This is a genomic window from Pseudovibrio sp. Alg231-02 (assembly GCF_900143565.1).
In the GTDB taxonomy this organism is placed as follows: domain Bacteria; phylum Pseudomonadota; class Alphaproteobacteria; order Rhizobiales; family Stappiaceae; genus Pseudovibrio.
Genome location: NZ_FREX01000002.1, coordinates 515,426 through 535,498 on the forward strand (window position 1 = coordinate 515,426; position 20,073 = coordinate 535,498).

Consider the following 20,073-nt stretch of genomic DNA (forward strand, 5'->3'; position numbering starts at 1 on the left):
TCAGGAGTCTGTAAGCTTGCGTTAATAGCCAATTGTTACAGATACCTAATTAATTTTAGGAGTAAGAATCGGGCATGGGCGATTTTGGGGGCGACCTTAAAGATAAGCAGAAGCGTTCCGTTCTGCGCGCCACTTTACCTTTTGTGCCGCGCCGTGCATTGCATGGAGCACGCATTGTGAGGGTAAAGGGTAAGGCTTGGCTTGTCTCCTTCATGCTCGCCACAACTGCCTTAGGGGGCAGTGTTTTAAGTGCCTGGGCCGAGCCAGCTTCTGCTGTTCTTGAGGTTGAAGACACCGGCAACTTTGCCCGCATGGTAATCACGTTCCCGGATCGCTCGTTGTTGCCACCCTATGAAGCTTCCATTTCCACCAGTGTCCTGCGCATCTCCTTTCCTGATGGCATTGCAGCGGATGTTGATGATGTGCCGGAAGCTTTGATGGACTACATCTCCATTGCCCGTGCTGATCCTGATGGTGCTGCGCTGCGTTTTGCATTGCGGCAGCCGGTTAACATCAACAGTATGGAAGCTGGCGAGAAGCTCTTTATCGACCTGCTTCCTGCCAATTACGAGGGCCGGCCTCCGTCCTTGCCTCAGGATGTGGTTGATGAGCTCGCCCGACGGGCTGCGGAGGCGCTTGAGCGTATTCGTGTGTTGGAAGAAGCGAATGCGCTTGAAGATCAGGAGATCAAGGTCAAGCTGCGGATTGGTACGCATCCAACATTTACGCGCCTGATCTTCGATTGGAATGTGAAGGTTGGCAGTGCGTTTGAGCGCAACGGAAACAATATTCGCGTCAAGTTTGATCAGGCTGCTGATCTGGATTTGTCTCAGTTTAAAGCAAGTCTACCGGGTACTGTGCTGGATGTTGGCTCGCAAACCCGTGACAATGATCTGATCTTCAACATGATTGTTGATCCGAGTGTTGATGTGCGATCTTTTCAGGAGGGGAAGCAGCTTATTGTTGATGTCACGCCTGAAGACATCGGCCAGTTGGATCCTCGGGTTTCTGAAGTTCGCGATGAGCTTTTTGGCGATGGAGATGTGCCACAAGGCGCTTCGAATGTCATAAACACGCTTGGTAATAAAGATGCGGCACCCGCTGCAATTGCACCTGCCGTGTCTGCTGCTGTTGATCAGGCTCGGGTTGCTGCTCCGGGCAGTCTGTTTCCGACGCCTCAACCTGTTCAGACCGCTCAAACCAGTGTGAATGATGGCCTTGATTTTCCGCAGATGCCGTTGCCAGTTGCGAAGCCGGAGTTGGAACGCATTGGTGATCCGGTTGACCGGCCTGCTCCAGCTGACATTCCTCAATCCAAGCCTTCGGAAGAAGACTTGCAGGCTGAGGTTGGCAAAGAGCCAGAGCCCGTTGAAGCTGTTGTTGTAAAGGCGCAACCTGTTCGCCGTGTGAAACCTGAGCCTGCGCCTGAAACTGATGTGGCACCTGTTGCTGAGATCATTCCGGAAACCGATCTCATTGCCGAGGTTGTGAATGCAGGTGGGCAGACCTCGATACCAGTGACGCTTGCATCTGAACAAGGCGCGGGCGCTGATGGTGTTCCGGCTGCTGCAGCGGTTGTTGCTGATGCAGACGAGGAGTTGCCGATTGCGCGTCGTGCTTCTGCTGAAACAATTATTCAGGAAGAGAACGACGCTGCAGCGCGTGTTGTTGGCGTTGAGACGTATCGCATTGGTGATACCGTTCGTCTGGTGTTTCCGTTTGAGAACGAGGTTGGTGCTGCTGTTTTCCGCCGTGATGAAAAAGTCTGGGCGGTGTTCGACAGTGAGGAGCATCTGGACGGGCGCGGTATTCCGGCCGTTTTGAGTGATCTTGCGCGCAAGGTGGAGCTTGATGAAGTTGACGGTGCGCAGGTGCTGCGGTTTGACCTGAAGCGGACCACGTTGATCTCCATCGAGTATCAGGATGACGCCTGGGCGATTACTTTGGGGCCGTCGATCTCGACAAAGACTGATCCGGTTGATGTTGAGCGGAATGTGCAGGGTGATGGCTCGAATGTTCTGCGTTTGCCGTTTGGTGCAAGTGGACGATTGCATGTGCTAACTGACAAAAGCGTTGGCGACCGGATTTATGTGGTCAGTGGTCCTGCGCCTGTTCGTGGCATTTTGAAATCGCACCGGTTCCCTCAGGTTCAGATTCTGCGCAGCTCTCAGGGACTTGCGGTGGTTCCGAGTGCAGATGGTATTGATGTTGAGTTATCGGGCGAAGATCTTGTGATCTCCAGACCTGACGGATTGAAGATTTCGAATCGTGGTCTTTCCAAAGGTACGACGATTGGCGCTCATGTTAAGGACCCGACACAGCCGGGCCTGATTGAATTTGCGCAGCTGGACCAGCAAAAGCCTGAGGATTACATGCAAGGCCTTCGGGCGCATGAGGATGCGATTGCGAAGGCTGATCCGGAGCAGTTGAGTGGTCCACGTCTGGATATGGCGCGGTTTTTTCTCTCCAGTGGGTTTGCGCAGGAAGCTATTGGCACCTTGCGCATCATGGAAGAAGATGATCCTCTCATCGAGAAAGATGCCACCTTCAACGTAATGATGGGTGCTGCGCAGATGTTAGCGTCGCGACCGGGTGAAGCGCTTGAGTATCTTGCTGCTCCCGAACTTGCCAGCAGCCCTGATGCTGCGGTGTGGCGGACCTTTGCGCATTCCTCTTTAGGGGACTGGCAGGGCGCTCATGCAAATCTTGGGCGCGGGCTGGCTGTTATGGCCAATTATCCGGTGATGTTGCAGGTGTATTTCAACCTTGCGGCTGCCAAGACGCATTTGGCTCTTGGCAACTATGGTCGGGCGCTGGGGGCTTTGTCGCAGATTGAGCCTTCTGATGTGAATGAAGAGCAGGCCATTCAGTATGACTTGCTGCGCGGACGGATTGCCGATGCTTCTGGCCGCTCACAGGAAGCGCTGGATGTGTATGATCTGGTGGTACGCTCCAGTGATGGGCCGGAGGCTGCAGAAGCCAAGTTCCTGAGTGTGAAGCTGCGGTACCGGGATGGTTTGATTGATGCGGATGAAGCTCTCTCCGAACTGGAGGGACTTGCTGCGTCGTGGCGCGGTGATGAAACTGAGCTGAAGACACTGCGGCTGATGGCTCAGCTGCATGCGCAGGAAGGCAATTACCGCCGGGCCTTTGAGGCGATGTCTCAGGCTGTGCAATCTGATGCAGGCGCGGAAATCACTTCGAACATTCAGCAGGAAATGGGATCTGTCTTTGCAACCCTGTTCCTTGAAGGCAGGGCGCAAGCTCTGGAGCCTGTGAAGGCGCTTGCGCTGTTTTATGATTTCCGTGAGTTGGTGCCTGCTGGTCGTCAAGGTGATGAGATGGCGCGGATGCTGGCCAGTCGTCTGATTGATATGGACCTGCTGGATCAGGCTGCTTCTGTTTTGCGACATCAGATCGACAAGCGTCTGAAAGGTGCTGCGCGGGCGCAGATCGCTGCTGATCTGGCTGTTGTTTATCTGCTGAACCGGAAGCCTGAAGAAGCGCTGCGGGTGCTTTCGCAAACGCGTCAGGGGCAGTTGCCGGCTGCTTTGCAGCGTCAGCGAAATATTGTTGAGGCGCGTGCTTTGAGTGAGAGCGGGCGTCCTGATCTTGCTCTGGAGCTGGTGCGTAACATGTCTGGCTCTGACGTGGATCGTTTGCGGGCTGATACGCTTTGGTCGGCACGATCCTGGCGGAAGGCTGGTGAGCAGCTGGAACAGATGAACGGCAGTCGCTGGTCTGATGAAGTGCCGCTTGCTGACCATGAGCGTGTTGATGTCATCCGCGCGGCGATTGCCTATACGCTGGCTGAAGATAGCTTAGGTCTTGAGCGGCTGCGGCAGAAATACTCGCAGAAAATGAGCGAGTCTCCTCAGGCTGAAACATTTGAGATTGTGACGCGGCCTATTGATGACCGCGGCGTTGAGTTCCTGAATGTCGCCAAATCGATTGGTGGCGGGGATAGTCTGGTGTCCTTCCTTGAGGAGTACAGACGTCAATATCTCTCAGCAACGCCGATTATTCCGACTGAGGAAGCTTTCCTCTATCCCGAAGATGCCAAAGAGGGAGCTGCTTAAGCAGCCTCGTCGTGAAGCAGTTTTAACACCGCATGATCTTTCATGCGGTGTTTTTGTTTGGTGTCTGACTGATCGGGGAAGTGGCTAACCGCCGAAACTTCGGACCAGGCTGCCTGCGATCAGTTGCCAGCCGTCTACGAGCACAAAGAAGATGAGCTTGAATGGCAGCGAGATCACGATTGGTGGCAGCATCATCATACCCATGGACATCAGGACTGATGCAATCACGAGATCGATGATGAGGAACGGCAGGTAGAGCAGGAAGCCGATTTCAAAGGCGCGGCGCAACTCGCTGATCATGAAGGCTGGCACGAGAACGCGCAGGCTCAGCTCTTCAGGAGTTTCCGGGGCAGGGGCCTTTGCGAGTTCCTGAAAGAGCAGGAGATCAGTTTCGCGTACTTGTTGACGCATGAACTCGTGAAAGGGTTCGGATGCCCGATTGAATGCTTCTTGCGGGTCGATGGTGCCTTCAATCATGGGCTTTGCGCCCAGATCCCACGCCGTTTCAAAGGCTGGGGCCATGACGAAGGCTGTCAGGAACATGGCAAGGGATAGCATGACCGCGTTTGGTGGTGCAGTCTGAAGCCCGATTGCAGAGCGGAGCAGTGAAAGAACCACAACGATACGTGTGAAGCTTGTCACCATAATCAGGATGCTCGGCGCCAGTGAGAGCACCGTGAGCAGCATGACCAACTGAACAGCACGCTCTGTTACCGAGTTGCCTTCTCCGCCTCCAAAATCAATTGAAATGCTTTGAGCAGCAGCAGGACCGAACCAGAAAAGCAAGAGAGCGAAACCCAAAAGCCCCAATCGGCCTTTGTTTTCGCTCAGCTTTGCTTTCACCATTCCTGCTAAATTATTTTGTGTTGGCCTCAATGTCATCTAGCAGGTCTGCCATTTCCTTTGCGATGCCATCTACAGCTTCGCTGGGATCATCTTTAGGTGATGTTTTCTCTGCTTTTTTAGGAGCAGTTTCGGAAGCTACCGGCTTTTCTGCCTTCTCTTCCTGCTTTGCTGGTTTCTCAGCTTCAGGTGCCTTTTCCGGCTTAGCTGGCTTCTTGGCTTTTGCTTTGCTGGCGGCTTTTTCCTTTGCCTTGGCTGGCTCAGGCTTCTTCTCTGCAGCAGGAGTTGGCGCGGCCTCTGCTTTTTCAGCTGGAATAGCTGCTGGTGCTGCGTCAGCTTTTGTCTCTTCTTGCTTCAGCGCGGGCTTTTCAGCGGCAGCTTCAGGTTTTTCGGCAGCAGCCTCAGGTTTTGGCGCGTCTTTCTTTTCGTCCTGCACTTTGGCTGGCGTCTCAGTTACCCGAGGGCGCATGAAAGCACTTGCTGCATTTGCTGCCGGACCGTTCAAAGGCGGTTTCATTGCCGCTTTTGGAATAGGCTTGGATGCTGCCGGTGCTTCTGGCTGTGGCGTTTCCGGTTTAGGTGCAGGCTTTTCTGCAGTTTTCTCTGGTACTGGCGCGATCGGCTCTGCCTGCTTCACAGCTGGGCTTGGCTGTGACGGGCTGAGTGAGCGTGGCGAGGCCGGACGCGCTGGAGACGGCCGTGCTGTTATTGGGCGTGCCGCTACTTTTTGAACACCACGTGCGCCGCCAATGGTTGGCGTCTGCAAAGCAGCTGGTCTACCTGCTGGCGTCGCTGCTGATGCTGGTGCTGCTGCTGGGGCAGCTGGTCTTACTGGGCGCGCAGATGCCATGTGCCCTGCTGCTGCAGCTTGTGGGATTGGCGCTGCCTGAGGCACAGTAGCAATTTTTTCTTTGATTGCTGCTGGCGCCGGGGCAGGTGCTGTCGCGAGAGATTGTACAGGTGCCTTTACTTCAGGCTGCTGCTTTGGAGCAGGGCGACTTGCAGGTGCAGGTTTGACCTCTGCCGTTACTGGTGCGGTGTCTTCACCCCAGTTCAGGCGTGCTGTTGGTTCTTCTGAAGAGGGCGTTTGTTCTGGTGTTGCCGGTGTGGTGCCGACTTGCCCATTGCCTGTAAACATCTGTCCGCGAGGCGGGGCCGAGACCGGCATGCCACGAATGATGCCTTGCTCAACAACAACGTCATTAGCGCCCCCAATCATGATGAGGTGCTCAACATTGTCTCGGCGGACAAGCAGTAATCTGCGCCGCGCATCGATATCGGTCGCATCCATGATTGCAAGACGAGGTTGGCGACTTCGCGACCCCTTGTAACTGGTTCTTGCTAAGCGCTTCAAAAGCGGAATGCAGACCGCGATGAGAACCGCGATAATCAACATCGCCAGTACGACAGCAAGAAGCTGTGCGCTTCCCTGCGACATACCAGTGGTTTGGGCCAGCCAGTCAGGCATGAATGTTCCTCAACTCGTATTCAGCATTCAGCGGACTGCTCTTTTGATAAAACAGCCCGGAATTGGGGTACGAATCCCCGCATTAACTCATGCGCGCATTTGTAACCTATAGTTTATGTAGAATGAACAGTTCACAGGGATGAAGTTGGTGGCGTTACCCGTGTTTTTACGCGAAAATCACGAAATTGCACTTTTGGACGGGTGAATTTTGCTGGCTCGGCAAAATTTTCCACTTCTCAGGCCACAATTCTTAATAGGTGCTAAAGCCCATGATTCTTTTCAGTGCTCTGATGTGCTCGGAATTTCGGTAGTGCTCTGCTTTTTAAGGATTCTTCGGTGCGTAAATATTAATAGAACCTTAATGTTAACTTTTTGTTAACCATTGCCTAGGCACTTTCTACCTAGTTTAATTTACCAAATCTGTTCTCATAGGTTGTGCTGTCAGATGGCCTTAACTGATCTTCCGATGTTTCAGGCGTTGCGCCAAAAGATGCAATGGCACCAACAACGTCAGGGTGTACTGGCTGAAAATGTTGCCAATGCAGATACGCCTGGTTACCGCAGCAAGGACCTGAAGGATCTGAGCTTTGGTGACATGGTCCAGGCCGAGGCTGGATCCGGTGCGTTGCGTCCTGTAGCGACAAATGCCGGGCACATTACAACTGGCGGGATCAGCGCTGGTGTCGGGACGAAAGTAAGCAAGGCTTCCAGCTTTGAAAGAACTCCAGACGGCAACAGTGTGGTTCTTGAAGAGCAGATGATGAAGGTTGCCGAGAACCAGATCGACTATCAGACAGCAACAAGCCTTTATACGCGCAGCCTTGGCATGTTCAAGACCGCGCTGAGACGATGAGTGAGAGCAGTTGCCTTGGTGTGATGAGCACTGAGGTTAATGTGGGAGGAACCCATGGATTTTATTAAGTCGATGTTTATCGCGGCGTCCGGGCTGAAGGCTCAGACAGGTCGCATGCGGGTGATCGCGGAGAACATTGCCAACGCTGATTCCACCGGCCAGACACCGGGTGAGGATCCGTATCGCCGTAAGGTTCCCACATTCACAAACAGTTTTGACAGCAAGGTGGAAGCTGAGCTGGTGAAGCTTGGCAAGGTGCGTGAAGACCAGAGCGAGTTCAAGCTTCGGTATGAACCGGACCACCCGGCTGCGAATGACAAAGGCTACGTGAAGATGCCGAATGTGAGTACGCTGGTTGAGATGGCGGATATGCAGGAAGCGACCCGCTCTTATGAAGCGAACCTGAATGTGGTGAAGTCTTCACGTTCCATGATGCAGAAAACACTCGATATTCTTAGAGGTTGATGACCGGTTGGCTGACACCGGAAGGAGATACAATCATGTCTAATGCTTCTATTGCTGCAAGTGCTTATGCAAACACAGCAAAACTGAGTAATCCACTTGAAGCTGCCAGTGAGGCCGGTGACAAAAGCGGTGCTTTTGGCAATATGGTGCAGTCTGCGATCAGCGAGATCAACGAGGGCGGTCAGGTTGCTGACGTGCAGTCCCTTAACCTGTTGCAGGGCAAAGCCAATGTGGTGGATGTGGTGACAGCGGTTGCCGAGACTGAGCTTGCTCTGGAGACCGTTGTTTCGGTTCGTGACCGCGTTATTTCTGCGTATGAAGAAATTATGCGGATGCCAATCTAACAGCTTGGCTATATGTGTCAGTGCCAAGGTGATGAGCGAGAGGGTGGTTAAAGCAGGATGAGCGGAGCAGAAGTGCTGGATATTGCCAGCGAGGGCATATGGACGCTTATTCTGGTGTCGTCTCCTGTGATGCTTATCGGGCTTCTGGTTGGTGTGATTGTGGCGCTGTTTCAGGCGCTGACACAAATTCAGGAACAGACGCTGGTGTTTGTTCCTAAGATCCTGAGTATCTTTATTGCGTTGCTCGTGACACTTCCTTTCATGGGGGAGTTGATGAATTCTTTTACAAACCGCATTGCCGGGTTGATTATCTCCGGATATTGAGCGAGATACAGCGCAGGGTGGCGCGCATTCTGGGGGCAAATTTGTGACGGTCAATCTGGATTTTCTACCGGTGATCGTTATGGGTTTCCTGCTGATGTTTGCGCGCATCGGCACAATGTTTATGCTCGTGCCTGCCTTTGGCGAATCCTTCATTCCAGTCCGAGTCCGTTTGACCATCGCGCTTTTGATGACCTACGTGCTGGCGCCCATCAATGCTGATCTTTATCCACCAGATGCCATGAGCAGTCTGCCGCGCCTGCTGGGGTTGCTGGGCGGGGAGCTTTTGGTGGGGTTCTTCATCGGTCTGTCGATGAAGCTGATTTCCTACGCCCTTTCTACTGCTGGTACGATCATGGCCAACCAATCCGGCCTTGCCTTTGCGATGGGCGGCGATGCGACGAACTCTGGTCAACAGGGCGCGTTGATGGGCAACTTCCTGAACGTGCTTGGCATCTGCATGGTGTTTGTGACCAACCTGCATTACGTGATGATTGCGGCCATGCAGGACAGTTTCACGCTGTTTCCTCCCGGTAATCCGTTGCCGGTTGGGGACCTCTCAGCGCAGGCAATCGCGACGGTGTCGCACATGTTCTCTGTCGCCCTTCGTATGGGGGCGCCGTTCATTGTTGTCGGGATCGTGTTTTACTTCAGTCTGGGCCTGCTGAATAAGCTGATGCCACAGATGCAAATCTTCTTCATCGCCATGCCGGTCAATATTCTGATCGGGTTTGGTATCTTCCTATTGCTGCTTTCAACGCTGATGGGTTTTTACCTGACGGAGTTCCGAAATGCGCTTCAGCCGTTCCTGCTGAATTAACGAGGGATGTGATGGCTGAAGATACCGACGATTCGGAGAAAACCGAGGACCCCACCCAAAAACGGCTCGATGATGCATTCGAGAAAGGGGACATACCGAAATCGCAGGAAGTGAGTGCCTGGTTCTCGTTGTTGGGGACCGCTTTGGTGATTTCTTTCCTCGCGCCTGCGATGGTTGGGGGCATTTCTACCATTTTAAAGGGCTTTTTTGCCCACGCAGACACGATTGCTGTTGATCCGGGTGCTCTTGTTTTCCTTTTAGAAATAACTGGGCCTGAAATACTTGGTGTGGTGGCACTGCCGTTGCTCACACTTCTGGTGCTCGCCGTTGTTGGCAATGTGGTTCAACACAAACCACTTTGGACAGCTGAACGGTTGAAGCCGAAGTTGAACAAGATCTCGCCGCTTTCAGGAATGAAGAGGTTGTTCTCTAAAGACAGCCTTGCGAACTTTCTGAAAGGGCTCGTAAAGATCATTGCGGTTGCTGTGGTTGTCTTTCTGGTGCTGTGGCCGGAAAGAGACCGTCTGGATACAGTGGTGTTCAGAGAAACGGGCCTTGTGCTGGAGGAGGTCCGCGAACTTGCTATTATGGTGATTGGAGCAATTCTTGCGCTTATGACTGTTGTTGCCGGAGCCGATTTGGTGTGGCAACGGAAAAAATGGTTCGAAAAGCAAAAGATGACCCAGCAGGAAGTGAAAGAGGAATACAAGCAATCTGAGGGTGATCCCAAGATTAAAGCCAAAATTCGAGAGTTGCGCCTTCAGCGTTCACGCAACAGAATGATGGCAAGTGTGCCGGATGCGACGGTTGTTATTACAAACCCGACCCACTACGCGGTTGCCCTGAGTTATGAAGAGGGCATGGGAGCACCGCAATGTGTTGCGCTTGGGGTGGATGAACTGGCGCTCCGCATACGAGAGGTTGCTAAGGAATCTGATGTGCCGATCGTGGAGAACCCACCATTGGCACGTGCGTTGTATGCAACGATAGAATTGAATGATTATGTGCCTGAGGAGCACTACGCCGCGGTTGCTAAGGTGATTGGTTATGTCATGCAACTGCGTAAAAAGAAGAGCTGGCGGTCTTAACGGCATTTACGTGTCGGAGTGTCGGCTTTGGAGCGGACTATTCTCATGGCGCGATGGAGTCAAATCGTCTGCGGGGCAGCCGTAGAGAGGGTAAGATGACGAAGACCGAAGCGCGGCGACCTGAGCCGGTGATAGACAGGACAGACAAGGGCGGCAGCCTTGGGGCCTTGATGCTGCTTGCATTAGGCCTTGTCGCAGCGACAGCCGCCTTTGCGTTGATGCGCAAGGAACAGGCAGAGCCCTATATTTTGGGGCTCCTGGGTGTTCTGGCCGTTGTCGGGGTGTTCTCTTTATTCGCCATGGCCATTGGCCTTTTACGGTTCATCTCCAAAACCCATCGCAATCCACTTGCTGAATCCTTCATGAATTCGCTGGATGATGGTGTTCTGCTGGCTGATCATAATGGCCGTATCATCTATGCCAACCAGTCCTATGCTGAGTTGACGGGTGCGCGTGGACCTGCGGATGTGCGCACGGTGGAGCGGGTGTTTTCGTCAGACCCGGATGCTGCTGATGCCATATTCCGGCTGTCGCAAGCGGTGCGGAGTGGACGATATGCAACAGAAGAAGTGCGTCTGCCGAATGCGGTTGGTGAGGTTGCCAGCGGAGCGCGTTGGTATCGCATCAGTGTTCGGCCACTGGATCAGGATGCAGCGGTTGGCGTTGAAAGCGGCATTACCATCTGGCAGGTATCCGATATCACCCGTGACCGAACCGAACAGGAAAACTCCTTCCAGGAGCTGCAGAGAGTTATCAACTTCCTTGACCATGCGCCCTGCGGGTTCTTTTCCTCTGACAGCACTGGCAAGCTGGTCTACCTGAATGCGACACTTGCTGACTGGCTTGGCTATGATCTGACCCAATTCATCTCCGGCGAACTGTCTTTGAAAGACATCGTGCGCGGAGAAGGGGCGGCTCTTGTTGAGGCGCTGCTGGGCTCTGAGGGTGAAGTTAAGACCGAGAGCTTTGATATTGATCTGGTGACCCGCAATGGCACCGGTCTGCCTGTGCGCCTTGTACACCGTGTGCCGTTTGGAGCTGATGGGCTTGCTGGCGACAGCCGTACGCTTGTGATCAATCGCTCTGCAGGCAATGATGATGAAGAAGCGCTGCGGGCTGCAGAAGTGCGCTTCTCACGCTTCTTCAACAACACACCTGTCGCGATTGCCTCCATTGACAAGAACGGTCTTGTTGAACGTACCAACGGCCCGTTCATGCGTTTGTTCGAGCAAGGTGAGGGCCTTGGCAAAGATGTGAAGCTCACCGAGTTTGTCGTTGAAACTGATCGCGTTGCTTTGCAAAGTGCGCTGGAAGAAGCGGCGCTGGGCAAGAGTGAGATTGCGCCGCTTGATGTCTCGCTTAAAGGCAATGGTGATCCGCGCTCCGCGACCTTCTACGTTTCTGCAGTGCAGGACAGTCAGGCCGGTGAAGATGCTGCGGTGATTTATGTTCTGGAAACCACGCAGCAGCGTGCTCTTGAAGCGCAGTTTGCCCAGAGCCAGAAGATGCAGGCGATTGGTCAGCTGGCTGGCGGTGTTGCGCATGACTTCAACAACGTTCTGACCGCGATTATCGGGTTCTCTGATCTGTTGCTGGCAAGTCACCGTCCAACAGATCCGGCGTTCCAGGACATCATGAACATCAAGCAGAACGCGAACAGGGCCGCCGGTCTTGTGCGTCAGTTGCTCGCGTTCTCCCGCCGTCAGACCTTGCGCCCGCAGGAGCTCGCACTTGCTGATGTGCTTGCTGATGTTTCTATTCTTCTGGACCGTCTGCTTGGCGAGAAGATTGAGCTGAAGTTGGTACATGGCCGGGAGCTATGGCCTGTGATGGCGGATGTGAACCAGCTTGAGCAGGTGATTGTCAACCTTGCTGTGAACGCCCGTGATGCGATGGAAGGTGGAGGCGAAGTCTCCATTCGTACGCTCAACGTGGAAGAGGCTGTTTCCAAAACCTATGAGAATACGCGCGGTATGCCACCGGGTGAGTATGTGCTCATTGAAGTTGCCGATAATGGCCATGGCATGTCGCAGGACGTGATGGACAAGATCTTTGAGCCGTTCTTCTCGACCAAAGATGTTGGTAAAGGAACGGGTCTTGGGCTTTCCACTGTTTATGGCATTGTGAAGCAGACTGGTGGCTATGTGTTCTGCACCAGTGAAGTTGGTGTGGGTACCACGTTCCGCATCTTCCTGCCGCGTCACATCTCCACTGAGAAGGAAGAGGTGGTTGAGGTTAAGCCGGAACAGGAAGTAACAGAGGCTGACCTGACTGGTTCTGCAACCATTCTTCTTGTTGAGGATGAGGAGGCTGTGCGAGCCTTTGCTGCGCGTGCATTAGGTGGCCGCGGTTATGAGGTTTATGAAGCAGGTTCCGGCACTGAGGCATTGGAAGTGATGGAAGAAACAGGCGGGGCGATTGACCTTGTGGTTTCTGACGTGGTGATGCCGGAAATGGATGGGCCAAGCCTGCTTATTGAGCTGCGCAAGACGCGTCCAGACCTGAAGATCATCTTTATCTCTGGCTATGCTGAGGATGCGTTTGAGAAGAACTTACCTGCTGAGGAGAGTTTCACCTTCTTGCCGAAGCCGTTCACACTCAAGCAGCTTGCAACAACCGTGAAAGAAACTCTGGAAGCTAAGACGCAAGAACGCGCCTAAAGCAGTTCGCATTTAAGTTGAAACACCTGAACTGCTTTAGCCTTTGTTTTTGCGTATCTTTATCCGAAAGCCGGTTTCCACTTTTCGGAGATACGCTGTAGTTTCTTACTCTTTAATGCAAAAGGCCGGAGAGCTGTGAAGCTTTCCGGCCTTTTTTTGAATTTTGGATGCTTAGCAGCCCGCAGATGATTCCGCATTGGACTTCAAGCGTTGAAGACTCTGCATGGATCCTGGATTTCCTGGAAGTTGGAAAGACTGTTCTTGCGGGGTGTAGATGTTGTTGACCAGTGCAAGGTCCTGAACAACATTTGTACGGCACTGTGCGCCAGAGAAACGCACACGAATGCGGTAGGCGCGCTCACCGGAGTCAGAGGCGCCGAACTCGTTATCTAAAACAGCGTTTTCGCCGCGCACATAGCTTTCCATCACCACCATGTTTGGTTCGTTCTGCTGCACGATGGTGCCGCGTGCGCTTGCGCTATCGACCAGTGTTTTGCGAACAGTTTCAGGAGACGCGTTGATCTGAATGGTTTGAGAATCTGCGTCTGCGCGAATAGTTGGCTGACCACTGCGATTGGATGGGCCGCTTTGGCAAGCCGCGAGAGCTGCAGTTAATCCGATAAAAATGAGTTTCTTCATAGCGTAAATCCTGCGGGTGACAAAAACAGAAGCAGCTGCCGCCAACCGCGCAATTCTGTTTGGCGTGATTTCAATGGAGCCACCCATTAAATGGGATCGGCCTTTCTCGCATATGCCCGCCTGATGGCGTTTTGATGAGCACTATATGACCACAAGATGCAGATGCGCCAATAGAAACACAGAGATGTAAAATTCTATAGCTTTAGAACACCTAAAATAATCGGGACCGAAAAACAACGGAATCTTTCGATCAAAGAGATGTGAAAGTCTCTGCATGATTTGAGTTGACTAAACGTGTCGGGGTGCTTTTGAAAAATGGTGCTGATCGTACATAAAAAATCCGGGCTGGAAGGACCAGCCCGGATTTGCATCATTACTTAATTTGAAAGCTGCTTACGCAGTCAAACCGCAAGCGATTTTCGTAGCAAGCTTTGCGTTGTTTTTAACAAGCGCAATGTTGGTTGCGAGGCTGCGGCCCTTGGTGCGCTCGAAAATGTCTTGCAGCACGAATGGGGTGACTTCCTTGCCGGTGATGTTCTGCTCTTCTGCTGCCTGAATGGAGGCATCAATGAACACCTGCATTTCGTCAGACGGGATTTCATCTTCAACAGGTACCGGGTTGGTGACGAGCATGCCGCCGTGGTCGCCAAATGTTTCGCGGAACTTGATGAGCTTGGAGATGTCTGAAGCATCGTCCAGGCTGTAAGGCGCTTTGATCTTTGAATCGCGGGACCAGAAAGCAGGCACGTTTTCACAATTGAAACCAATGACCGGCACGCCGCGTGTTTCCAGAACTTCCAGTGTCTTTGGAATGTCGAGCAGGGCTTTTGCACCTGCGGAAACAACACAAACTGGAGTGCGGGACAGTTCATCCAGATCAGCTGAGATATCGAAGCTGGTTTCTGCGCCTTTATGGACACCGCCGATGCCGCCGGTTGCGAACACGCGGATGCCAGCTGCGTGTGCTGCCATCATGGTTGCAGCTACGGTTGTGGAGCCGTTTTTACCCAGTGCCATAGCGAAGGAAAGGTCTGCGCGGGAGCACTTCATGACGTCTTTGGCGTTTGCCAGTTCTTCCAGAGTGCTGTCTTCCAGACCCACGTGAAGCTCGCCGTTCAACACAGCGATTGTCGCAGGGACTGCGCCACCGTCACGGATGATCTGTTCTACTTCGCGGGCAGTTTCAACGTTTTGTGGGTACGGCATGCCATGGGTAATGATGGTGGACTCCAGCGCAACAATAGGGGCGCCATTGCTCAGAGCATCTGCAACTTCTTTTGAATGATGGATTTTAATTGAACTTCCCATGGTTTTCCCAGTCTTTCGTATGTTGTTGGTGCTTAGGCATGTTCTAATAAACGAGCTTTAAGCGATTGGGGTGAAAGCGTTTCTGGCGCAGCGCCGGTCGCTTCCACTGTAATTGATGCAGAGGCAAGACCGCTTTGTACTGCTGAAACCGGGGCTTCATTGAGGCAACTTGCATAAAGAAAGCCTGCAATGAAGGCATCACCGGCACCGGTGACATCTACGGGAACAACAGAAAATGGAGTGTGCGAGCTTGTGCTGCCTGCACAGTGAAGAGCCAGTGGCTTGTTGGAATTGCTGACCAGAACAATTGGAATGCCCGCAGTTGCCAGCTTTTGAGCTAGTTCTTCTGCTGAGAATTCTCCTGGTTTGCACTCCAAAAGAGCTGTGGCTTCATCTGTGTTGGTAAAAAGAATGTCGATTTTTGAGAGGAGGGGACGCAGTTTTGGCGCTTTCGCAATCGAGACAGTGTCTGCTGCGAGAAGGCGATGCTCCTTGGCATTGGCAAGTGAGAAAAGCGTTGCTTCTTCCAGATTGGTTTCACAGAGCCAGATATCGCAGTCCAGCAGAGCCTGCGGGATTGGATTTGCTTGTGAGAAACTTACCTTTGCTGTGATCTCACTGTCCGAAATAGCGGAGAACAATGTGCCATCCGGATTGTGAAGCGCCAGATAGGATCCTGTTCGACCGTCTGCGACAGTGGTGATACTGGAAGTATCAATCCCGCAGTCTGTCAGGCTTTTTGCGAGGAATGCTCCGTCTGCATCGTCCCCCAGACATCCATGCATTGTTGGTTGCATGCCCAGCCGGGCCATTGCGCGTGCAATGTTTGCTCCAACACCTCCAGCACGGGACATAATTTTCCCGGGTGTTGAGGTGTCCGGCTTGAATGGTCGATCTGCATGGGCAATCCTGTCCAGATGGATTGCTCCGATTACTCCGACCTTTTTAGTGGACATAACCAATTCTCCTCCCGACATCGAAAGACAGTTGATATGCAATGTGGTTGGCCAAAGCAAGCTACGAGCAAATACAGACTGTGGGTGATGTATCAAAAGTGCATTTTGCTGTTTGATTCCAGAAGCGGTCCTCCAATCAGGTGTCGGGAAAAGTTATCTACATGTTGAACAATAGGAGAACGCATTGAAATTAATCTATTTTTATTAGTTAGTTATCAGGTATTGCGAAGTTGGAACAAAATGAGTACAAATAACTGACTTTGAAACTACGCGTCCATCGTGGAATAAGGGATGAGAACGTATGGCACAAACTTCACTTCGCCTTGTTGAGGGCAATCAGATGGACAAGAATAAAGCACTGGATGCAGCGCTTTCCCAAATTGAACGAGCCTTTGGTAAAGGCTCCATTATGCGCATGGGCCAGGGGCAGGCCGTAGAAATCCAGAGCGTCTCGACTGGTTCTCTCAGTCTTGATATCGGTCTTGGAATCGGCGGACTGCCAAAAGGGCGTATCGTTGAGATCTATGGACCTGAAAGCTCCGGTAAAACCACGCTGGCTTTGCACACAGTTGCCTGTGCGCAGCAAGGAGGCGGAATTTGCGCCTTTATTGATGCTGAACATGCGCTGGACCCGATTTATGCACGCAAGCTCGGTGTGAATATTGATGACCTGCTCATCTCTCAACCGGATGCTGGTGAACAAGCGCTTGAGATCGCTGATACGCTGGTTCGCTCTGGTGCGATTGATGTGCTGGTGATCGATTCCGTTGCTGCGCTGACGCCAAAAGCTGAACTTGAAGGTGAGATGGGCGATTCGCTCCCTGGCCTGCAGGCTCGTTTGATGAGTCAGGCACTGCGCAAGCTGACCGCTTCCATTTCCAAATCCAACACCATGGTGATCTTCATCAACCAGATCCGCATGAAGATCGGTGTGATGTTTGGTTCGCCTGAGACGACAACTGGTGGTAACGCGCTCAAGTTCTATGCTTCTGTGCGTTTGGATATCCGCCGTATCGGTGCGATTAAAGATCGTGACGAAATTGTTGGTAACCAGACCCGCGTGAAAGTGGTGAAAAATAAGCTGGCGCCTCCATTCAAGCAGGTTGAGTTTGACATCATCTACGGTGAAGGCATCTCCAAAATGGGAGAATTGCTGGATCTTGGTGTGAAAGGCGGCATTGTTGAGAAGTCAGGTGCGTGGTTCTCCTACAACAGCCAGCGGCTGGGGCAGGGGCGAGAGAACTCGAAAACCTTCCTGAAAGAGAATCCTGAACTGGCGGATGAGATTGAACTTGCTATCCGACAGAATGCAGGTTTGATCGCTGAAGCGATTGATGATCCGGAAAAAGCTGCGGAAAACCAATAGAGTTTAGAGGGGCTGGATTTATCCAGCCTCTTTTTTTGTAGGGTTTTATGGACAGATTTGCTGCATATGGCTAAAACGCGGCAGATACTAATTTTTTGTTGCATCGTTTTTGATGCGCATACCCTGCAATTTGGCGGCTGTGATTGTTGAAGTAGCTGCCCACTAGAAAACGAGACGGACATCAATACCTATGAGTGGCGTCAACGAAATTCGGTCGGCTTTTCTCGACTACTTTGCAAAGAACGGACACGAAGTTGTTCCTTCCAGTCCACTGGTGCCACGCAATGATCCGACATTGATGTTTACAAATGCGGGTATGGTGCCATTCAAGAACGTATTCACCGGTTTGGAAAAACGGGATTACGTGCGTGCAACATCTTCGCAAAAATGTGTCCGCGCTGGCGGTAAGCACAACGATCTGGACAATGTTGGCTACACTGCGCGCCATCACACCTTCTTTGAAATGCTGGGCAACTTTTCCTTTGGAGATTACTTCAAGGAAAACGCTATTGAGCTGGCATGGAATCTGATCACCAAAGAATACGGGCTGCCGGCTGACAAGCTGCTGATCACCGTTTATTCCGAGGATGATGAAGCCTTCAGGATCTGGAAGAAGCTGACCGGATTTGCTGATGAGAAGATCATCCGCATTCCAACCTCAGATAACTTCTGGGCTATGGGTGATACAGGTCCTTGTGGCCCATGCTCCGAGATCTTCTACGATCACGGCGAACATATCTGGGGTGGCCCTCCAGGATCTCCTGAAGAAGATGGTGACCGCTTTATCGAGATTTGGAATCTCGTGTTCATGCAGTACGAGCAGCTGCCAGAAAAGCGCATTGATCTGCCTCGTCCGTCCATCGATACGGGCATGGGACTTGAGCGTTTTGCTGCGATTATGCAGGGCGTGCATAACAACTATGAGATCGACCTCTTCAAGGCGTTGATTGCGAGCTCTGAGCATCTCACTGGTGTTGAAGCTGTTGGCAAAGCGCAGGCGAGCCACCGGGTGATTGCAGATCACTTGCGGTCCATGGCCTTCCTGATTGCTGATGGTGTTCTGCCGTCCAATGAAGGCCGTGGTTACGTATTGCGCCGCATCATGCGCCGCGCGATGCGCCATGCAAACCTTTTGGGTGCACAAGAGCCGGTCATCTTCAAGATGCTGCCTACTCTGGTTCGTGAAATGGGTCAGGCGTTCCCTGAACTTCCACGTGCTGAAAAGCTCATTGAAGAGACAGTTCAGCTGGAAGAAAAGCGTTTCATCAAAACTCTTGAGCGCGGCCTTGGCTTGCTGGAAGATGCAACCAGTTCTTTGGGCTCCGGTGATCAGCTTGATGGTGAAACAGCGTTTAAGCTGTATGACACCTTCGGCTTCCCGCTCGATCTGACACAGGATGCATTGCGCAGCCGTGAGATTGCGGTTGATACCGATGGATTTAACACCGCCATGGAACGCCAGCGTGCTGAAGCGCGTGCGGCGTGGTCAGGTTCTGGCGATGCTGCAACTGATGCCATCTGGTTCTCCATCAAGGAGAAAGCAGGCGCGACTGAGTTCCTCGGTTATGAGACTGAGAAGGCAGAAGGCGTTGTTTTGAACCTTGTGAAGGATGGCGAAGAAGTTACTTCTCTGAAGCAAGGTGAAGAGGGGTCTTTGATCCTTAACCAGACACCGTTCTACGGCGAATCCGGTGGTCAGGTTGGCGACTGTGGTACCATGGTTGCAGATGGTGTTTCCCTTGCTGTCACCAACACGCAGAAGAAAGCTGACGGCCTGTTCGTCCATTTTGTTCGTGTTGAGAGCGGTGAAGTTAAGGTGGACGATGCGCTTGAGTTGGTTGTTGACCATTCTCGCCGCAGTGCTATTCGTTCCAACCACTCCGCAACGCACCTGGTTCACGAAGCTTTGCGTGAAGTGCTTGGTACTCACGTTGCTCAGAAGGGCTCTCTGGTTACGCCAGAACGTCTGCGTTTTGACTTTTCGCATCCAAAGCCTGTCAGCGCTGAAGAAACGGTACGGGTTGAGGCTCTAGCCAACGAGATCGTGCTGCAAAACGGTGTCGTTGAGACTTCTTTGATGGAAGTTGATGAGGCGATCGAAGCTGGTGCGATGGCTCTCTTCGGTGAGAAGTATGGCGATGAAGTTCGTGTGGTTTCCATGGGTACGGCAACCACTGGCGAGAAAGCTGGAAAGTCTTACTCCGTGGAACTTTGCGGTGGTACGCATGTGAAACGCACTGGCGACATTGGTCTTGTGACCGTTGTTTCTGAAGGTGCTGTTGCTGCTGGTGTTCGCCGTATCGAAGCGCTTACTGGTGATGAAGCACGTAAGTATCTGGCAGAGCAGGATGCGCTGATGCGTGAGAGTGCTGGTTTGCTTAAGGTTGCTGCAGCTGACGTTCCTGCTCGCATTGCAAGCTTGCTGGATGAGCGCAAGAAGCTTGAGCGTGAACTGACGGATGCGAAGAAGAAACTTGCGATGGGCGGTGGCAGCTCCGATGGGGATGCCGGTGTTACTGAAGCGGGTAAGTTCAAGCTTATGGCTCGTGTTCTTGAAGGCATCAATCCGAAGGATCTCAAGTCTGTTGCCGATGAAGGCAAGACTGCGATTGGTTCCGGTGTTGTTGTGCTGATCAGCAAAGCGGAAGATGGAAAAGCTGCGATCGTTGTTGGCTCGACCAAGGATGTGAGTGAGACAGCCAGTGCGGTTGAGCTTGTTCGCATTGGTTCTGCTGCTCTTGGCGGGCGTGGCGGCGGTGGTCGTCCGGACATGGCGCAGGCTGGTGGCCCGGATGCAAGCAAGGCTGATGAGGCGATTGCTGCGATCAAGGCTCACCTTGAAACGCTTTAATACCGAACCAAA

15 protein-coding genes are annotated in these 20,073 nt (G+C 52.6%); 10 read left to right on the top strand and 5 right to left on the bottom strand.

Annotated elements, in window-relative coordinates; all coding sequences use genetic code 11:
* The first annotated feature begins 74 nt into the window (after window positions 1–74).
* On the top strand, window positions 75–4,079 hold the full coding sequence (locus DHN43_RS07885) for a hypothetical protein (RefSeq protein WP_208995037.1): 4,005 nt from the start codon (window positions 75–77) through the stop codon (window positions 4,077–4,079).
* A gap of 84 nt (window positions 4,080–4,163) precedes the next feature.
* Here the strand turns inward: DHN43_RS07885 and fliP are convergent, their stop codons facing one another.
* On the bottom strand, window positions 4,164–4,889 hold the full coding sequence (gene fliP, locus DHN43_RS07890; RefSeq protein WP_063289700.1) for a flagellar type III secretion system pore protein FliP: 726 nt from the start codon (window positions 4,887–4,889) through the stop codon (window positions 4,164–4,166).
* 46 nt (window positions 4,890–4,935) lie between these two features.
* On the bottom strand, window positions 4,936–6,390 hold the full coding sequence (locus DHN43_RS07895; protein WP_108818253.1) for a flagellar biosynthetic protein FliO: 1,455 nt from the start codon (window positions 6,388–6,390) through the stop codon (window positions 4,936–4,938).
* A 445-nt stretch (window positions 6,391–6,835) separates the two neighbouring features.
* Between DHN43_RS07895 and flgB the strand changes: the two genes are divergently transcribed.
* The 7 genes from flgB (at window position 6,836) to cckA (ending at window position 12,941) form a co-directional block, all read left to right on the top strand.
* Window positions 6,836–7,243 carry a flagellar basal body rod protein FlgB gene (flgB, locus tag DHN43_RS07900; protein WP_108818254.1) on the top strand — a complete coding sequence of 136 codons (408 nt, stop codon included), beginning with the start codon at window positions 6,836–6,838 and terminating at the stop codon, window positions 7,241–7,243.
* A 39-nt stretch (window positions 7,244–7,282) separates the two neighbouring features.
* Window positions 7,283–7,708 carry a flagellar basal body rod protein FlgC gene (flgC, locus tag DHN43_RS07905; RefSeq protein ID WP_057462615.1) on the top strand — a complete coding sequence of 142 codons (426 nt, stop codon included), beginning with the start codon at window positions 7,283–7,285 and terminating at the stop codon, window positions 7,706–7,708.
* Window positions 7,709–7,743: 35 nt separating this feature from the next.
* Entirely contained in the window at window positions 7,744–8,052 is a 309-nt protein-coding gene (locus DHN43_RS07910) for a flagellar hook-basal body complex protein FliE (RefSeq protein WP_208995039.1), read from the top strand.
* 57 nt (window positions 8,053–8,109) lie between these two features.
* The gene (gene fliQ, locus DHN43_RS07915; protein WP_057462613.1) at window positions 8,110–8,376 is read left to right on the top strand and encodes a flagellar biosynthesis protein FliQ; all 267 of its coding nucleotides are present in this window, start codon (window positions 8,110–8,112) and stop codon (window positions 8,374–8,376) included.
* A 43-nt stretch (window positions 8,377–8,419) separates the two neighbouring features.
* Window positions 8,420–9,193, top strand: coding sequence for a flagellar biosynthetic protein FliR (fliR, locus tag DHN43_RS07920; protein WP_063289596.1), 774 nt, complete (start codon window positions 8,420–8,422; stop codon window positions 9,191–9,193).
* An 11-nt stretch (window positions 9,194–9,204) separates the two neighbouring features.
* Entirely contained in the window at window positions 9,205–10,281 is a 1,077-nt protein-coding gene (gene flhB, locus DHN43_RS07925; RefSeq protein ID WP_057462611.1) for a flagellar biosynthesis protein FlhB, read from the top strand.
* Window positions 10,282–10,376: 95 nt separating this feature from the next.
* On the top strand, window positions 10,377–12,941 hold the full coding sequence (cckA, locus tag DHN43_RS07930; RefSeq protein ID WP_063303470.1) for a cell cycle histidine kinase CckA: 2,565 nt from the start codon (window positions 10,377–10,379) through the stop codon (window positions 12,939–12,941).
* Window positions 12,942–13,112: 171 nt separating this feature from the next.
* On the opposite strand, the gene DHN43_RS07935 is transcribed toward cckA, so the two are convergent.
* The 3 genes from DHN43_RS07935 to DHN43_RS07945 all read right to left on the bottom strand — a co-directional run bounded on the left by DHN43_RS07935 (window position 13,113) and on the right by DHN43_RS07945 (window position 15,844).
* Window positions 13,113–13,580 carry a hypothetical protein gene (locus tag DHN43_RS07935; protein ID WP_063292832.1) on the bottom strand — a complete coding sequence of 156 codons (468 nt, stop codon included), beginning with the start codon at window positions 13,578–13,580 and terminating at the stop codon, window positions 13,113–13,115.
* Between the two features lie 393 nt (window positions 13,581–13,973).
* Complete coding sequence (locus tag DHN43_RS07940) at window positions 13,974–14,888, bottom strand: pseudouridine-5'-phosphate glycosidase (protein WP_063319378.1); 915 nt, start codon at window positions 14,886–14,888, stop codon at window positions 13,974–13,976.
* Window positions 14,889–14,920: 32 nt separating this feature from the next.
* On the bottom strand, window positions 14,921–15,844 hold the full coding sequence (locus DHN43_RS07945) for a carbohydrate kinase family protein (RefSeq protein ID WP_108818257.1): 924 nt from the start codon (window positions 15,842–15,844) through the stop codon (window positions 14,921–14,923).
* 301 nt (window positions 15,845–16,145) lie between these two features.
* Here DHN43_RS07945 and recA point away from each other — a divergent pair, with 301 nt between their 5' ends.
* Together recA and alaS are read left to right on the top strand one after the other, a co-directional pair.
* A complete protein-coding gene (gene recA, locus DHN43_RS07950; RefSeq protein WP_057462600.1) occupies window positions 16,146–17,210 on the top strand; it encodes a recombinase RecA in 1,065 nt (354 codons plus the stop codon).
* 190 nt (window positions 17,211–17,400) lie between these two features.
* The gene (alaS, locus tag DHN43_RS07955) at window positions 17,401–20,061 is read left to right on the top strand and encodes an alanine--tRNA ligase (RefSeq protein ID WP_108818258.1); all 2,661 of its coding nucleotides are present in this window, start codon (window positions 17,401–17,403) and stop codon (window positions 20,059–20,061) included.
* Window positions 20,062–20,073: the final 12 nt, after the last annotated feature.

Coding starts and splice junctions, on each gene's coding strand:
- fliQ (WP_057462613.1), top strand. CDS start 8,110: ATGAGCGGAGCAGAAGTGCTGGATATTGCCAGCGAGGGCATATGGACG.
- DHN43_RS07895 (WP_108818253.1), bottom strand. CDS start 6,390: ATGCCTGACTGGCTGGCCCAAACCACTGGTATGTCGCAGGGAAGCGCA.
- flgC (WP_057462615.1), top strand. CDS start 7,283: ATGTGGGAGGAACCCATGGATTTTATTAAGTCGATGTTTATCGCGGCG.
- flhB (WP_057462611.1), top strand. CDS start 9,205: ATGGCTGAAGATACCGACGATTCGGAGAAAACCGAGGACCCCACCCAA.
- alaS (WP_108818258.1), top strand. CDS start 17,401: ATGAGTGGCGTCAACGAAATTCGGTCGGCTTTTCTCGACTACTTTGCA.
- recA (WP_057462600.1), top strand. CDS start 16,146: ATGGCACAAACTTCACTTCGCCTTGTTGAGGGCAATCAGATGGACAAG.
- DHN43_RS07910 (WP_208995039.1), top strand. CDS start 7,744: ATGTCTAATGCTTCTATTGCTGCAAGTGCTTATGCAAACACAGCAAAA.
- DHN43_RS07885 (WP_208995037.1), top strand. CDS start 75: ATGGGCGATTTTGGGGGCGACCTTAAAGATAAGCAGAAGCGTTCCGTT.
- DHN43_RS07935 (WP_063292832.1), bottom strand. CDS start 13,580: ATGAAGAAACTCATTTTTATCGGATTAACTGCAGCTCTCGCGGCTTGC.
- flgB (WP_108818254.1), top strand. CDS start 6,836: ATGGCCTTAACTGATCTTCCGATGTTTCAGGCGTTGCGCCAAAAGATG.
- DHN43_RS07940 (WP_063319378.1), bottom strand. CDS start 14,888: ATGGGAAGTTCAATTAAAATCCATCATTCAAAAGAAGTTGCAGATGCT.
- cckA (WP_063303470.1), top strand. CDS start 10,377: ATGACGAAGACCGAAGCGCGGCGACCTGAGCCGGTGATAGACAGGACA.
- DHN43_RS07945 (WP_108818257.1), bottom strand. CDS start 15,844: ATGTCCACTAAAAAGGTCGGAGTAATCGGAGCAATCCATCTGGACAGG.